This is a genomic window from Crossiella sp. CA198, from assembly GCF_052078295.1.
Taxonomy (GTDB): Bacteria; Actinomycetota; Actinomycetes; order Mycobacteriales; family Pseudonocardiaceae; genus Crossiella.
This window is the reverse complement of record NZ_JBQJIM010000019.1, coordinates 1-14,816: the sequence shown is the minus strand read 5'-3', so window position 1 is coordinate 14,816 and position 14,816 is coordinate 1. Positions and strand designations below refer to the sequence as shown.

Sequence of the window (14,816 nt, the reverse complement as noted above, 5' to 3'; positions counted from 1 at the left end):
TTCAGCCGAACGGGGGCCATCGGATGGCTAGGGGTAGGTCGTGTCCTCCGGGTCGCGTTGGCGAGAGTCGTGATCGGATCGGTCGCTGGTGGTGCGGCCGGGACGCCCTCATACCGGGCGTATTCGGGTGTTCCGGCCGTGCCGCCAGCGGCCGATATGGCGCGGCTATCGCTGGCGTGACCCGGTGGACAGGACCTGGGGAGGGAGGTCAGGCGAGGCGGATGACGCCGTAGTCGAAGCCGCGACGGCGGTAGACGACGCTGGGTCGTCCGCTGTCGGCGCAGGCGAACAGGTAGAAGTCGTGTCCGACCAGTTCCATCTCATAGAGGGCCTGGTCAACAGTCATGGGCTTGGCCGGGTGCTCCTTCTCCCTGACCACTCGGCCAGGCAGGTAGTCCTCGTACTGGTCGCTGTCCCAGCGCTGTTCAGGCACCTGGGCGTCACCGGAGGGGAGGTCGGTGGCTTCGAGCAGCGCGGTCCGAGACCGCTGCGGCTGGCCGTTTCCGGCGGAGTGGTCGATCTCGTGCACGAGGTTGGCGGCGGTGGCCGCGGTCGCCTCGGCAACGGACTTCGGGGCATGCCGGCCGTGGTGCACACGGCGTCGGTCATGCGCCTTGCGGAGTCGGCCCTCCAGCTTGCTGACGGCCGCGTCGAGGGCGGCGTAGAAGTCGCCTGCGCATGCTTCGGCCCGGATGACGGGGCCTCGACCCTTTCCGGTAATCTCCACTCGCTGGCAGTTCTTCATCTGCCTGCGGTTGGGTTCGTGGAAGAGTTCGACGTCGAAGCTGATGACTTTCCTGTCGTAACGTCCAAGTCGGGAGAGCTTGTCGGTGACGTGCTCCCGGTAGTGATCAGGCACCTCGACGTTACGGCCCTTGACGACGATGTCCATACACGACCTCCCTTGCGTCGCGCGGTGTTGCCAGAAAAGTGGTCATTGCGGCGCCGATAACTGACGGAGGTAGTCAGCTCCCTGCCGGCGCCAGGTCCATGGGCTGTTCGCCTCCTCCCCAAAGCCCGGAGTCGCTGATAGCGGAGCACGTTAGCCCGGCTTCTCCGAAGGCAACAGCCCCCTGTACGGAGGACGTCAATCCCCCGCACGCCGTGACTGTGCGCGACCGAACAGGGGCCAGAGCTGGCCTGCGGCTCTCCTCGAAGATCACCCAAGTGATCGTCAAACCCTCCTCACCATCACTCGATCGGGGGATGGGATTGCAGACCGTTGTCTGAAGTCCCGATACTCCGAACGGGGGTTTGCGCGGGCTCATACTCGGCGAACGGCCCACGCCGTCCAGACGTTCCCCGACCCGCCGACCTGCGGGTTTTTCTCAGGGTTTTCTTGGTGTCCAGCTCTGGTTCAAGCCGTCCGGCCGGTCCGGTCAGGGCCAGCATCCCGATCACCCGCAGCCCCGCGGCGCGCAGCACCGAGCTGCAGACGGCCGCGGTGGCGCCGGTGGTGACAACGTCGTCAACCAGCAGCACCGGCGTGCCCGGCGGCAGCCGCCATCGCCCGCTCAGGTGTACCCGGCCCCCCAGGTTGGCCAACCTCTCGCCGGGGCCGAGCCCAACAGAGTCTGTGGCCGTTCTGTCGAGCCCCAGGATGGGGATGCTGCTCGCTCGTTCGAGGTGCGTGGCAATGCTCGCGGTGAGCCTGAGCGTGTGCGAGCCACCCCTGGCACGGGCCGCCGGGCGCCGGGAGGGTGCGGGCACCAGCCACCAGCGCCCCGCCGGATCCGGACTGCCGCGGGGTAGCCGGGGGATCGCGGCGGCCAGCGCCCGGCCGAGTCCGGCGGCCAGATCACGGCGGCGGCGTTCCTTGTAGGCCAGCACGGTTGCCCGCGCCGCCCCGGAATATTCCGTCAGCACGTGCACCGGCGGCAGCCTGGGCAAACCGAGCCGGACCCGGTAGAGAGAGTCGAAGCGGGCGCGGCACGGCACGCACCAGGGCGTGCCTGCCCGGGAGCAGCCGGCGCACAGCCGTGGGAGCAGGAGGTCGAGCAGGGCGGTCAGCACCCGTTCAGCCTGCCGCGGATCGGCGGCTCACCCCAGCCGGCCATCCACAGGCCCCGAGTTGTGCACAGATCTCCGGACAGCACCCCGGGTTGTCCACAAAAGCCAGGTCAGCCGGGATAGAACGGAACCACGCCCGAGGGCAGCGTCGGGGAGACCTGGTTCCACAGCTCCTCCGGGCCCTGGGTGGTCCAGAGCCCGCGCCGGTCCGCGACCAGGATGGCCCGGCCGGGGGCCGCGGTGATCGCGGTGAACTCGGGCGAGAGGTTGGTGGACTGGAACCGCTGCCAGCTCTGCCCGTCCGCCTGCACCCGGACGACCTGGCCGGAGGAGCCCGCGGTGGCCACCACCAGCTGGTCGGACTGCGCCCAGTCCACCCCGATCACGGTGGCCAGCGCCCCGGCCGCGAGCTGGCGCACCGAGCGGATGCTGGCCGCCTCGCCGCCCTCCCGGACCACCGAGCCGACCATCAGCTTGCCGCCGACCACCGCCGCGATCCGGATGCCGTCCCTGGACAGCCGCAGGTCGGTGATGGGCTCGCCGAGTTTGGCCAGCTCCTCCGCGTTGACCCGCAGTGCCTTCCAGGCGCCGCCCTGCTCCACCACCTGCATGACCATGCTGTGATCGGCCACCGTCCACAGTTCGGCCCCGTCCGGCCGCCAGGTCGGCCGGGACAGCTCGTCCGCGGCCAGGTTCACCAGCTTCAGGTTGCCCGGCGGGCCCACCCGCAGCGTCACCTTGCTGCCCGAGCGGGACACCACCGCGATCCGGTCACCCTTGATCGACTGGGCCGCGGTCACCACGGACAGCGCGCCGTCGCCCGCCTGCCCTGGGAAGGGCTCCCCGCCGGGCAGGTACCGGAGCACGCCGTTGACCACGGCCAGGTCCTTGGCCTCGGGGCTGAGCGCGAAGGTGTTCTCGTACCGGGACACATCGCCCGGCCGCCACTCGTGCTTCTCCGGGAACATCGGCACGCCGTCGGTCTTGAGCCGGATCCGGCTGTTGGACACCGCCTGCAGCGAGATCACCACCTGCGCGGCCACCAGCTGCCGGTCCTCCTTGGACAGCTCGTTGAGCCCGGAGAGGTTGACCTCCATCGCGCCGGTGTTGTCCTCGGTGACGTTGGTGACCAGGTTCGCCCCGCCGGGCAGCGCGGTGCGCACCGCGTTGCGCAGGGCGGCGGCCGGCCCGAGGATGAGCAGCTCCATCGTGCGCTGCGGCATGGAACTGTTGGGGCGCAACGGGATGTACCGGGTGTCCCGGACGATCGCGGGCCCGCCGGGGTCGAGGAAGGCCAGCCGGACCTGCTTGTAGTTGGCGTCCAGGTCCTCGCGGGCGACCAGGATCTCCGCGGGCGGCTCCTGGATCCGCCACTGGCCGTCCTTCTGCTTGGCCACCTTCACGGTCAGTTCGAGGTCGAGCGAGTCGGCGTTGGCGGTGAACACGCTGTCGGTGCCGAGCTGGCCGATCCGGCGGCCCCGCACGGTCACCAGCTGGCTGTCCCCGCTGCCCGCGTCGGCCAGCACCTGGGTGCTGAAGTTGTCCTCGATCACCGTCAGCGCCCGGTTGCCGTCCCAGGAGTTGTTCAGCGGCGGCACCAGGTACTGCCGGGCCTCGGCCCGCTTGCCCTCGGGCTTGGCCGAGGCGCCGATGAAGTTGCGGACCAGGGCGGCCGCGTCGTCCGCGCCCTTGGGACCGGCCGGTTCCGGGGTGCGCGCGGTGTCGCCGGTGGTGGCGTTGATCGGCTTGGGGTTGCCGGACTCCGGGATGGCGGCGCAGCCGGTGAACAGCAGCACACCGCCGATGGCGCAGGCCGCCAACAGCACTCGCCGGGTCATTCGCGCTGGTCCTCGTCTCCTCCGGGTCCCGCGGTCACCGCGACCGCGGCCGGCGGGCGGCCCGCGTTCGGGATCGGCGGGGGCAGCGGCAGCGGAGAGCCACCGTGCAGCTCGACGTCCTGGATGCGAGGCAGGGTCAGCCGGAAGCAGGCGCCCTCCCCCAGCTCGCCCCACGCGTCCAGTCTGCCACCGTGCAGGTGCGCGTCCTCGATGCTGATCGAGAGTCCGAGTCCGGTTCCGCCGGTCTGCCGGTCCCGGGAGGGGTCGGCCCGCCAGAACCGGGTGAAGACCAGCTCGGCCTCGCCGGGCCGCAGCCCGACGCCGAAGTCCCGGACGGTGAAGGCCACCGCGTGCCGGTCGGCGGCCAGCTGGAGCTGGACCGGGCGGCCCTCGCCGTGGTCGATCGCGTTGGCCAGCAGGTTGCGCAGGATGCGTTCCAGCCTGCGCGCGTCCACCTCGGCGGTGACCTCGGTCGGCGGCAGGTACAGCTCGACCGGGACGCCTGCCTTGCCGGAGATCACCCGGACCGAGTCGACCGCGCGCTGCACGATGCTGCGCACGTCCATGGCGTCCACGGACAGGTCGGCCACGCCTGCGTCCAGCCTGCTGATCTCCAGCAGGTCGCCCAGCAGCGCCTCGAACCGGTCCAGTTCGGCCACCAGCAACTCGGTGGAGCGGGCCAGGCCCTGCGGGAACTGCTCCCGGGAGGCGTGCAGCACGTCGGCGGCCATCCGGACCGTGGTCAGCGGGGTGCGCAGCTCGTGCGAGACGTCGGAGGTGAACCGGCGCTGGAGCTGGCCGAACTCCTCCAGCTGCTGGATCTGGCGTTGCAGGCTGGCGGCCATCTCGTTGAAGGAGTCGGCCAGTCTGGCCACGTCGTCCTCGCCGACGACGTCCATCCGCTCGTCCAGCTTGCCGTCGGCGAAGCGCTCGGCGACCTCGGCGGCGTGCCGCACCGGGCGGACCACCTGTCTGGTCACCAGGTTGGTGATGCCGGCCAGCAGGAACAGCAGCACCAGGCCGCCGATGCCCAGGGTGGACTGCACCACCCCGACGGTGCGCTGCTCGGCGGTGAGCGGGAAGAGCAGGTAGAGCTGCAGCGCGCGACCGGCACTGGCCACCGGCAGGCCGACCACGAGCAGGGTGACCTTGCCGGAGTCCCTGGTCACCGTGACGATCTGGGTGGCCTTCTTGTCCTGCTGGACGTCGTTGCGGAGCTGGAGGGGCACGTCGTTGTAGGGACCGGCGAAGGCCGGGCGGGCGCCAGGGGTGACCGGGGTGGCCGCGCCGTCGACCAGCACCGGCTCGAACGCGCCCGCGGCCGGGTTGGCCACGTCGCGTTCCAGGTTCGGGCTGGTCAGCTTGGCCAGCGCGCCGGCCAGCCTGGCCGAGATGGCCTCCGTGCTGGCCGGGTCGATGGCCAGCAGCTCCCGCTGCACCACGTCGGCGCTGCGGAAGGCCTGCGCGATGGCCGCGGCCTCTTTGGCGTTCATCAGCCGGTCGGTGACCTGCGTCTGCAGCACGATGCCCAGCACGAAGACCACGGCAGAGGACAGCGCGAGGGTGCTCACCACGACCCGCAGCTGCAGCGATCGGCGCCACAGCGCGGCGAAGGCCAGCCAGCGTCGCCGACCCTGGTACACCAGCCGCTTGCACCGGCGGACCAGGGTCGGGAACCGACGTTGGAGGGCCGTCACGACCGTCCACTCAGGACAGTCACGGCGGCGCGCCTCACGGCGGACCGGCCTTGTACCCCACGCCGCGGACGGTCAGCACGACCTCCGGACGTTCCGGGTCCTTCTCCACCTTCGAGCGCAGTCGCTGGACGTGCACGTTCACCAGCCGGGTGTCCGCCGCGTGCCGATAGCCCCACACCTGTTCCAGGAGCACCTCGCGGGTGAACACCTGGCGTGGCTTGCGGGCCAGCGCGACCAGGAGGTCGAATTCCAGGGGGGTCAGCTGGATCGCCTTCCCCTCCCTGGTGACCTCGTGACCTGGCACGTCGATGGTCAGATCGCCGATAGCGAGCACCTCGGCCGGTTCGGCCTCGGTGCGGCGGAGCCGGGCCCGGATGCGGGCGACCAGCTCCTTCGGCTTGAACGGCTTCACCACGTAGTCGTCGGCCCCGGATTCCAGGCCGAGCACGATGTCCACGGTGTCGCTCTTGGCTGTGAGCATGACGATGGGGATGCCTGATTCGGACCTGATGGCCTTGCAGACGTCGATGCCGTTCATTCCTGGCAGCATCAGGTCCAGCAGGACAAGGTCCGGTTTGAGCTCGCGGAGTGCGGGCAATGCCCGCGTCCCGTCCCCGACGACGGCGGTGTCGAAGCCTTCCCCGCGGAGCACGATGGTCAACATCTCCGCCAGCGCAGGGTCGTCATCCACCACGAGTACGCGCGCCTTCATTGGCCACATGTTTCCACTGCCCGCTACCCGGGTGCGAACCACCCGTTGACCATTGCCGCCGTTTGCAGACCCGTTCGTTATCGATTGAGCCCCCAGCGGGCTCATCGGCTGCCCGATCGGGCGGTTACCCAGAGTTATTCGCGTGTGCCTGTCCATCACGACCTCCCGCCCGACGGCCCCGGCAACGTTGCCGTTCACCGCCTACAGCGCTCGCCCATTGCCCCGCGTTACCGATTTGCGACCAATCGAGTCAACTTTGTCAACCTATCCAGCGGTAAGTTGAACATTGAACTACCAGTGGAGGGAACCCCGATGGCCATCCGGCGTCTCAACCACGCTGTCCTCTACGTCCGCGACGTGACCCGCAGTCTGGCCTTCTACCAGGACATTCTCGGTTTCCGGGTGGTGCACCAGTTCCCCGGCGCGGCCTTCCTGCAGGCCGCGGGATCCGACAACGACCACGATCTCGGCCTGTTCCAGATCGGCGACCACGCCGGCCCCTCCACCGCGGGCCGGGACAGCGTCGGGCTGTACCACCTGGCCTGGTCGGTAGGCACGCTGCGCGAGCTGGCCGAGTACGCCAACCGATTGCGCACGGCCGGCGCACTGGTGGGGGCCTCGGACCACATCACCACCAAGGCGCTCTACGCCAAGGACCCGGACGGGCTGGAATTCGAGGTTTCCTGGCTGGTTCCGTTGCCCAAGGTGACACCGGAGATGCGGGCCAACCCCAAGACGTTGCCACTGGACCTGGATGCGGAAATCACCCGATGGGGTGGAGATTTGGTGGGCGCGCTGTAGCCCACAGCCCTGCCATCGGCTCGCGGGAGGACGTGTCCAGGCACCCACCGAGCCGCCCGCCCCTCGTTGCGAAAGAGGCGTGGCGCGCAGCGACACGGCGAGCCTGTCACCAGTGGCGGGGTGCCGATTTTTCGCGTTGCCTTGTCGTGCGTCCGACGCATCCGAAGCTTGCTTCGCGTGCGGCGGATGCGCGACGAGGCGACTCAAGAGCGAAAAATCCAGCGTGCGGAGCACGCCAATGTCACAGCGTGCGGGCGGCCAGGCGGGTGAAATCGACCTCGGTGACGCCGTCGACCACGTGCCAGTCGGCCAGCCAGTGCTCGGCGGCCAGCTGCTGGTAGACCTTGGCGCAGCGGGCCTGCAGGCCGGCGTCGGTCTCGTAGGAGTCGCGGGCCCGGTCGGCCTCCACCGTCTCCCGGTGCACCGCGCGGGCCGCGGCCACCTCGACCGGGACCTGCAACAGCAGGTGCAGGTCGGGCACTGGCAGGCCGAAGCGGCGGATCTCCAGCTCGTAGGCCCAGCCGACGAACTCGCCGTGCGCGTCCTGGTGCAGCCGGGCCGCGCAGTAGGCGGCGTTGGAGGCGATGTAGCGGTCCAGCAGGACCACGTCGTGCGCGGCCAGGTCGGCGCGCAGCGAGTCGGCGGCGCCGCGCCGGTCCAGCGCGTAGAGCACGGCCATCGCGTAGACCGAGTCCACGGTGTCGCCAAGGCGGCCCTGCAGCGCGTCCCGGACCAGGTCCGCGTGCACATCCTCGCCGTAGCGGGGGAAGGCCCGCCGGGCCACCGTCTTGCCGAGCCTGGTCAGCTCCGCGGTGAGCGCGTCGGCGAGCGTGCGCTTGCCCGCGCCGTCAAGACCCTCGATGACCACCAGTCGACCCACGCCGTCATCTAACCCGACGCGGGGATGAGTCCCGCGGGGCGGGGGCTTCCGGGCAACGCCCGCCCCGTGGGACTCCTGGTGTCCGCTACGCCTTGCGGCGCAGGAACACCGAGCCGAACCCGATCACCAGCAGGGAGCCCAGCAACACGAGGACCAGCGGCAGGGAGCTGCCCTCGGTGGTGGGAGCGGCATAGCCGTAACCGCCGGCCTGGCCGCGCTGGGCGTAGTTCGAGTCGGCCTGCTTGTCGCCGTACTTGGCGGCGACGGCACGCTGGTAGTCCGCGACGGAGACACTCGCGCCGTCGCCGTCGAGGCGGCGGACGGTGTCGCCGTGCACGGCGTACCAGGCGTCGATCTGCGGTTCCTGCAACAGGTACGCGCCCTGCGGCAGCTTGTCGGCGAACTGGCGTTCCCGGTCACCGGAGGCGATGTTGCCGACCTGCCAGCTCCCGCGTTCGTCCCGCACCGTCCACAGCGTGGCGGTCGCCCCGCAGGCGCCGCAGTTGGCGGGCACCGCGACGTAGGCGAGCGAGCCAGGCGCCTGGCTCTTGCCTGCCACGAAGTCCTTGGCGAGCTGGTAGACCGGCACCGGCCGCGGCGCGACCGCGATCTCCGCGTCCAGGCCGGGCGCGCCACCGGTGGAGGACAGACCACCGGTGGAGGAGTTCTTCGGGTCGGCCTGGAAGAACTTGCCCAGGGTGGCCCGCACCGAGGGGGTGTCCGCGACCTGGGCCGCCGCGGCCAGATCCTGTGCCGAGGGCTCGTTGGCCGCAGGCGCCGCGCTGGCGCCCCAGCCGTTGGCCAGCAGCAGGCCCGCGCCCAGTGCCGCGGTCACGAGTGTCCTGGTGATCCCGCGCATCGCGCTCACCTCCTGATCCCGGTCAGCGTGTGCGTCCAGGTGAAGCTCGAGTTGCTGCGGTAGTAGTTGTAGGTGGCCCAGTTGTAGCGATTGCTGGTCTGCCACGGGTCGCCCCAGTACACCCAGCTCTTGGTGGTGTCGTAGCCGTAGAGCACGTGCATGTGGCCACCGCCGGACTGCCAGCCGATCCGGGTCTCCACCGGCTGGTTGGCCGCGGTCTGCTGCTGGATGGTGGCGTAGCTGAGCGTGTTGCTCAGGTACTGGCCGGGGTTGGTGAAGTTCAGCCTGCGCAGCGCGTTCTGCACCTCGCCGAGGTGGGCCTGGTCGTTGGGGCAGGCCGAGCCGGTGGCCCGGTTCTTGGCCAGCGCGCAGAAGTGGTTCTGGCTGACCGAGAGGCCGTGCCAGGCGGCGATGGTGTTGCCCGCGGCGGCCCAGCACCAGTTGGTCTTCTCCTGGGCCTGCATGGTGATGTTCACCCGGTACGCCGCTGGCAGGGCCGCGATGCTCTGGGTGGACGCCACCTGTTCGATGGCCGGTGCCTCGGCGGCGAAGGCTCCGGGAACGGGGATGAGCAACCAGCTGGCGAGAACCGCGGCCATCCCGGCCACAGCTCTGCGTAGTTCGGACCTCCGTGACACGGTGGTCTCTCCTCTCGCCGGTCCGCCCGGTGACCGCACGCCGCAGGGGGTGGCGTGGGCAGGTCGGGCGGTGGTTGCGGAAGAGTCGGGCGCAATCGGTTGGGGGACAACCGACCTTGGTTGGTGTCCTTGGTCACGCAGGACCGTTCCGGGGTGGGCGATGTCCCGCGAACGCGTGAACGGCCCGCCTGACCAGCCTTGTTTACTCTTGGATCAACCACGTCCGGGTGGTTACCGTGAACGTTCACACCCCGTTCACAGGCCGTGAAAATCGCGGCTGGAAGGTAAGTGGCATGGTGTCCGAACTTCCCGACGGCCTGGTGGACGCACTGCGCTACGGCCCGTTCCACCGCGCCCTGCGCGAGGCCATCAGCTGCCGCGGCCTGTCCCTGGCCCGCATCACCGCGCATCTGGGCCGGCTGGGCATCAACACCGGCCAGTCCACCCTGAGCTACTGGCAACGCGGCATGCGCCACCCTGAGATGCCCGCCTCACTGCCCACGGTGCGCGCGCTGGAGACGGTGCTGCGGCTGCCGTCGGACTCCCTGGTGGTGCTGGTCGGCCCGCAGCACCGGCCACCGGGCTTCGACCGGGAGAAGGCGACCTCCTTCGCCGACCTGGTGGAGGTCGGCAAGATCACCGCGGACCTGCTGGAGGAACTGGACGCCGCGCCGGAGGTGCACCGGTGCAACACCTCGATGCGGGTCCGGATGGTGCAGGAGGTGGTGACCTTCGGCGCGGACCGGGTACAGCGCAGTGTGCGGTCGAAACTGGTGGTCAAGGCGGTGCAGCCGGGTCCGTACCGGTATCTGGCGGTATATCACGGAGATGACGGCGCGGACATGACGCGGGTGGTGGTCCGGGCCGAGGAGGGCTGCCGGCTGGGCCGGGTCCGCTGGCGGGCAGGCGGGCCGGGGGCGCTGGCCATCGAGCTGCTGTTCGACCGGCGGCTGGCCGAGGGGGAGACGCACGTCTTCGAGTACTCGGTGACGGACGGGACCGGGGTGGAGTCGCCGGGGTACCACCGGATGCTGCGCACGCACTGCGCGTCCTACCTGCTGCAGCTGCGGTTCAACCGGAAGGCGCTGCCCGCCCGGTGCACGCGACGGGTGCTCGCCAGGGAGGACGCGTTGCCCGCGGAGTCGGAGGAACTGGTGTGCACGGCCGACGCCCTGGTCAGCGCGTACTTCCCGGACGCGGGGCCGGGACTGGCCGGGATCGCGGTGGACTGGCGCTGAAACCAGCGGCGGGCCCGTCCCGAAGGACGAGCCCGCCGCGAAAAGTCCGAACTGACCGGCAGGATCAGTAGCGGTAGTGGTCCAGCTTGTACGGACCCTCGACGTCCACGTTGATGTACTCGGCCTGCTCCTTGGTGAGCTTGGTCAGCTCGCCGCCGAGGGCCTCAAGGTGGATCTTGGCGACCTTCTCGTCCAGTGCCTTCGGCAGCCGGAAGACCTCCTTGTCGTACTCCTTGTTCTTGGTGAACAGCTCGATCTGCGCGATCACCTGGTTGGAGAAGGAGTTCGACATGACGAAGCTCGGGTGCCCGGTGGCGTTGCCCAGGTTCATCAGGCGGCCCTCGGAGAGCACGATCACGGTGCGGCCGGAGGGGAAGCGCCACTCGTCGACCTGCGGCTTGATGTTGGTGCGGTGGATGCCCGGGTAGCGCTGCAGCCCGGCCATGTCGATCTCGTTGTCGAAGTGGCCGATGTTCGCCACGATCGCCTGGTGCTTCATCTTGGCCATGTGCTCGACGAGCAGCACGTCCTTGTTGCCGGTGGCGGTGATGATGATGTCCGCCTGGTCGATCAGCTTGTCGATGGTGCCGACCTGGTAGCCGTCCATCGCCGCCTGCAGACCACAGATCGGGTCGATCTCGGCCACGATCACCCGGGCGCCCTGGCCGCGGAGGGACTCGGCGCAGCCCTTGCCGACGTCGCCGTAACCCGCGACGAGCGCGACCTTGCCGCCGATGAGCACATCGGTGGCGCGGTTGAGGCCGTCGATCAGGGAGTGCCGGCAGCCGTAGCGGTTGTCGAACTTCGACTTGGTGACCGAGTCGTTGACGTTGATCGCCGGGAACAGCAGCTGCTTGGCCTCGGCCAGCTGGTACAGGCGGAGCACGCCGGTGGTGGTCTCCTCGGTGACGCCGAGGATCTCTTCACCGATCTTGGTCCAGCGGGTGTCGGACTCCTTGAGGGACTGGCGCAGCAGCTCCAGGAAGACCTGGTGCTCCTCCGAGTCGTCCGCCTCGGTGTTCGGCACGACGCCGGCCTTCTCGAACTCAGTGCCCTTGTGCACCAGCATGGTGGCGTCGCCGCCGTCGTCCAGGATCATGTTCGGGCCCTGGCCGTCGGCGAAGTCGAAGAGCTGGCGGGTGCACCACCAGTACTCCTCCAGGCTCTCGCCCTTCCACGCGAACACCGGGACGCCCTTGGGCTCCTCCTCGGTGCCGTAGGGGCCGACGACGACCGCGGCGGCGGCGTGGTCCTGGGTGGAGAAGATGTTGCAGGAGACCCAGCGGACGTCCGCGCCAAGGGACACCAGGGTCTCGATGAGCACGGCGGTCTGCACGGTCATGTGCAGCGAGCCGGCGACCCGCGCGCCGCGCAGCGGATAGACCTCCGCGTACTCACGACGCAGTGCCATCAGGCCCGGCATCTCGTGCTCGGCCAGTCGGATCTCCTTGCGACCGAACTCGGCCAGCGAAAGATCGGCAACGGCAAAGTCGATGCCATTGAGGGTCTGCAGCCTTTCGGCGGTCATGAACCGGCTCCATCCAAGTCTTGGGAATCCGCTGGCCACCCTACAACCAGCCACGCCGGGAACGGCATATGACGTAATTCAACAGCTCGATGTCCGAAGATGACCCCTCGGCTGGATTTCACCGGTTCCGCTGTGAGCCGGGACACCACAAGATCACATGTTCGGAGTCAACTGTGCTTCTCCCCGGTCCCGACACCCGTGTCGTCGAGCTGCGTGTGCCGGGGGTGCTGGGCGCGACTCCGGAGTCGGTCACCGGCTCTGCCAGCGCCGTAGACGTGGCAGGGGACGGACTGGGCCGGGTGGTGCGGCCAGCGGACCGGATGGACCGGCCGGTCGCCGGGCCCTCGCTGTCACTGGGCGGACGGCCGATCTCCCGGGTCATCGAGGGCTACGTCTGGGGCGCGATGACCTCCGGCGGTGTGGCCAAGGCCACCTGGGCGCTGCTGTTCCCGTTCACCCTGGCCAACGTCGCGCACTGGATGCTGCCGCCCGCGCCGCCGGGTTCCCGGGTGGCCAGGGGGCTGGGCACGGTGCTGCGGGCGTTGCTGCGGCTGGCCGCGCTCGGGCTGACCATGCTGTTCATCGGGCAGTTCGCGGTGGTCTCGCTGGACCTGATCGCGGCGCAGTGCCTCTCCCCAGGGCTGGAGTGCGCGGGCGGGCTGACGCCGACCTGGCTGCGCGACTCCCCGACGTTGCGGATGATCTCCGGGCTGCTGCCGGTGCTGCTCGCGATCGGGGTGCTGTTCCGGGTCTCCGGGGTGGACTGGGAGCTGTCCGTGCCGCAGCCGGCCGCGGACCCGCCTGGGCACGCGATGTCGAGCCTGCCGGGCGCGGGTGTGGCCGCCGATCCGGACACCCCGGCACTGCGCGGCCTGCACACCACGGCCGCGCTGGCCACCGTGGCCTGGCTGCTGCTGGGTGGTCCGCTGGGTCCCCTTCGGGCGGATCTGGCGGCCTTGTGGGGCACCACCATGCTGATCCTGGGGCTGTGCGCGCTGGGCGTGCTGCTGCTGGACGACCCCAACGGCAGCCACCCGGACCGGGCCGGGCGCTGGCTGCGGGCCGCGCTGGCGCCCGCGCCACGGCGGATGCTGGTGCTGGCCGCGCTGGTGCTGCTGGGCGCGTCGGCGGCGTTCGCGCCGGAGCTGTCCGGGCCGCTGGCCGCCTCCGACGCCACCGTGCAGGGCATCGCGGTCGGACTCGGACTGTGCTGTGTGCTGTTCGGGCTGCTGCTCATCCCGGCCGCGCTGCTGGCCCGCTCGACCTGGCGGAAGCTGCCCCGTGGGCTGCGGCCGTGGGCAGGCGGCTGGATGGCCGCGCCGGTGCTGGGACTGGCCGGGTTGCTCGGCGGCGGGTTCGGCGCCGGGATCGCGATCACCTTCGAGCAGGTGCTCACCCCGGTGCGGCTGGTGCTGCCCTCCGGCTACCGCTGGGTGACCCTGGTGTGGGGCACCGCGGCCGGGGTGGCGCTGACCGCGGTGCTGCTGTGCGCGCCGGTGCTGGTGCTGCTGGGGCGGATCCGCAAGCGGCGCGGCACCTTCACTCCGCCCGAGGTGGCCCTGCTGCACAAGGACCGGCCGCAGGACGAGGCACGCGCGGCGAAGGCCTGGCGGCGGGCGGAATGGCAGCGCAAGCACGCGCACCAGGTGCTGATCTGCTTCGCCGGGCTGCTCGGCGTTGGCGCGGCGGCCTCGGTGACCGGGCAGGCGCTGGGCGCGCCGCTGCCGACCGGGCTGGCCCCGCTCTCCGGGGCAGGCGTGGTGGCGCTGGCGCTGCTGGGTGGCGGGCTGCTGTACCTGGTGTGGCTGGCCGCGCGGCATCCGGAACGGGCCAAGCAGGTGGGTGTGCTGGCGGATCTGGCCGCGTTCTGGCCGAGGGAGGCGCATCCGACCGTGCCGCCGTGTTACGCGATGAAGGTGGTGCCGGAGCTGGTGGCCCGCGCCGAGGAGCACCTGAAGGCGCCGGGCAACCGGGTGGTGCTGGTCGGGCACAGCCAGGGCAGCTTACTGGCCGCGGTGGCGGTCTCCCGGCTGCTGGAGACCTGCTCGGCGCATGATCGGGAGCGGATCGGCCTGGTCACCGCGGGGTCGCAGTTGCAGTGGGCGTACCCGAGGGCGTTCCCGGCGGTGGTGCCGCACAGCTCGCTGGCCAAGCTGCACGGCGAGCTGGGCGGGCGGTGGCGGTCGCTGTGCCGGGGCACCGATCCGCTCGGCGGCGCGGTGACCACCTGGGCGCGGCAGGTCTACGACGGCCGGATGCTGGGTGTGGGCTTCCGCGCGGACGGCTCCACCGGTCCGCTGCCCGCGGCCAAGGCAGGCCCGCACGGCGCGCTGGTGCTGGGCGGGGACCACTGGCTGCCGGACCCGATGCGCGGGCCGTTCCCGTTGCGCCGCTGGGCGCCCGGGGTGCTGGGGCATGTGGAGTATCAGCCGGATCCGGAGTGGGACCGGGCGGTGAGCATCGCGGCCGGGCTGGAGAAGCCCTAACCCCAATGCCGCGTAGTTAGTGTTTGGGGCTGGTTGTCAAGCCTGGTGAAACAGCCAACGGAGTCCCTGCTAGAACAGAAATCGACCAAGATCACTGTCGGCAGGAACTCCGTTGGACAACCAGTCTGT

The 14,816-nt window shown here is 70.3% G+C and carries 12 protein-coding genes; 3 read left to right on the top strand and 9 right to left on the bottom strand.

All coding sequences use genetic code 11. From position 1 onward, the window contains the following. Positions 1-208 precede the first annotated feature (208 nt). The 5 genes from hpf to mtrA all read right to left on the bottom strand — a co-directional run bounded on the left by hpf (position 209) and on the right by mtrA (position 6,257). Positions 209-892: a ribosome hibernation-promoting factor, HPF/YfiA family gene (gene hpf, locus ACTOWY_RS29450; protein ID WP_247764236.1), complete on the bottom strand. Its 684-nt coding sequence runs from the start codon at positions 890-892 to the stop codon at positions 209-211. Positions 893-1,191: 299 nt separating this feature from the next. After that, positions 1,192-2,013 carry a ComF family protein gene (locus ACTOWY_RS29445; RefSeq protein WP_441312861.1) on the bottom strand — a complete coding sequence of 274 codons (822 nt, stop codon included), beginning with the start codon at positions 2,011-2,013 and terminating at the stop codon, positions 1,192-1,194. A gap of 107 nt (positions 2,014-2,120) precedes the next feature. Beyond that, positions 2,121-3,848 (bottom strand): LpqB family beta-propeller domain-containing protein, encoded by a 1,728-nt coding sequence (locus ACTOWY_RS29440; RefSeq protein ID WP_441312860.1) that lies wholly within the window; start codon positions 3,846-3,848, stop codon positions 2,121-2,123. Next, positions 3,845-5,545, bottom strand: a complete 1,701-nt coding sequence (gene mtrB / locus ACTOWY_RS29435; RefSeq protein ID WP_441312859.1) for an MtrAB system histidine kinase MtrB — start codon at positions 5,543-5,545, stop codon at positions 3,845-3,847. The genes ACTOWY_RS29440 and mtrB overlap by 4 nt, the downstream gene beginning before the upstream one ends. Before the next feature lie 34 nt (positions 5,546-5,579). After that, positions 5,580-6,257 carry an MtrAB system response regulator MtrA gene (mtrA, locus tag ACTOWY_RS29430; RefSeq protein WP_221489828.1) on the bottom strand — a complete coding sequence of 226 codons (678 nt, stop codon included), beginning with the start codon at positions 6,255-6,257 and terminating at the stop codon, positions 5,580-5,582. Between the two features lie 312 nt (positions 6,258-6,569). Here mtrA and ACTOWY_RS29425 point away from each other — a divergent pair, with 312 nt between their 5' ends. Further along, positions 6,570-7,058, top strand: a complete 489-nt coding sequence (locus tag ACTOWY_RS29425) for a VOC family protein (RefSeq protein WP_441312858.1) — start codon at positions 6,570-6,572, stop codon at positions 7,056-7,058. A 241-nt stretch (positions 7,059-7,299) separates the two neighbouring features. On the opposite strand, the gene ACTOWY_RS29420 is transcribed toward ACTOWY_RS29425, so the two are convergent. The 3 genes from ACTOWY_RS29420 to ACTOWY_RS29410 form a co-directional block, all read right to left on the bottom strand. Further along, positions 7,300-7,938 carry a dTMP kinase gene (locus ACTOWY_RS29420; RefSeq protein WP_441312857.1) on the bottom strand — a complete coding sequence of 213 codons (639 nt, stop codon included), beginning with the start codon at positions 7,936-7,938 and terminating at the stop codon, positions 7,300-7,302. 85 nt (positions 7,939-8,023) lie between these two features. Then, a complete protein-coding gene (locus tag ACTOWY_RS29415) occupies positions 8,024-8,797 on the bottom strand; it encodes a hypothetical protein (protein ID WP_441313047.1) in 774 nt (257 codons plus the stop codon). A gap of 5 nt (positions 8,798-8,802) precedes the next feature. Continuing rightward, positions 8,803-9,396 (bottom strand): papain-like cysteine protease family protein, encoded by a 594-nt coding sequence (locus tag ACTOWY_RS29410; protein WP_441313046.1) that lies wholly within the window; start codon positions 9,394-9,396, stop codon positions 8,803-8,805. A gap of 332 nt (positions 9,397-9,728) precedes the next feature. Here ACTOWY_RS29410 and ACTOWY_RS29405 point away from each other — a divergent pair, with 332 nt between their 5' ends. Then, positions 9,729-10,673: a hypothetical protein gene (locus ACTOWY_RS29405; protein WP_441312856.1), complete on the top strand. Its 945-nt coding sequence runs from the start codon at positions 9,729-9,731 to the stop codon at positions 10,671-10,673. 64 nt (positions 10,674-10,737) lie between these two features. Here the strand turns inward: ACTOWY_RS29405 and ahcY are convergent, their stop codons facing one another. Further along, positions 10,738-12,201, bottom strand: a complete 1,464-nt coding sequence (gene ahcY / locus ACTOWY_RS29400; protein ID WP_441312855.1) for an adenosylhomocysteinase — start codon at positions 12,199-12,201, stop codon at positions 10,738-10,740. 173 nt (positions 12,202-12,374) lie between these two features. Here ahcY and ACTOWY_RS29395 point away from each other — a divergent pair, with 173 nt between their 5' ends. After that, positions 12,375-14,687: a hypothetical protein gene (locus ACTOWY_RS29395; protein ID WP_441312854.1), complete on the top strand. Its 2,313-nt coding sequence runs from the start codon at positions 12,375-12,377 to the stop codon at positions 14,685-14,687. The last annotated feature ends 129 nt before the right edge of the window (positions 14,688-14,816 follow it).

Excerpts from the sequence above, each read along its gene's own strand:
- ACTOWY_RS29415 (WP_441313047.1), bottom strand. The coding sequence starts at position 8,797 with ATGCGCGGGATCACCAGGACACTCGTGACCGCGGCACTGGGCGCGGGC.
- ACTOWY_RS29440 (WP_441312860.1), bottom strand. The coding sequence starts at position 3,848 with ATGACCCGGCGAGTGCTGTTGGCGGCCTGCGCCATCGGCGGTGTGCTG.
- ACTOWY_RS29425 (WP_441312858.1), top strand. The coding sequence starts at position 6,570 with ATGGCCATCCGGCGTCTCAACCACGCTGTCCTCTACGTCCGCGACGTG.
- ahcY (WP_441312855.1), bottom strand. The coding sequence starts at position 12,201 with ATGACCGCCGAAAGGCTGCAGACCCTCAATGGCATCGACTTTGCCGTT.
- ACTOWY_RS29410 (WP_441313046.1), bottom strand. The coding sequence starts at position 9,396 with ATGGCCGCGGTTCTCGCCAGCTGGTTGCTCATCCCCGTTCCCGGAGCC.
- ACTOWY_RS29405 (WP_441312856.1), top strand. The coding sequence starts at position 9,729 with ATGGTGTCCGAACTTCCCGACGGCCTGGTGGACGCACTGCGCTACGGC.
- mtrA (WP_221489828.1), bottom strand. The coding sequence starts at position 6,257 with ATGAAGGCGCGCGTACTCGTGGTGGATGACGACCCTGCGCTGGCGGAG.
- hpf (WP_247764236.1), bottom strand. The coding sequence starts at position 892 with ATGGACATCGTCGTCAAGGGCCGTAACGTCGAGGTGCCTGATCACTAC.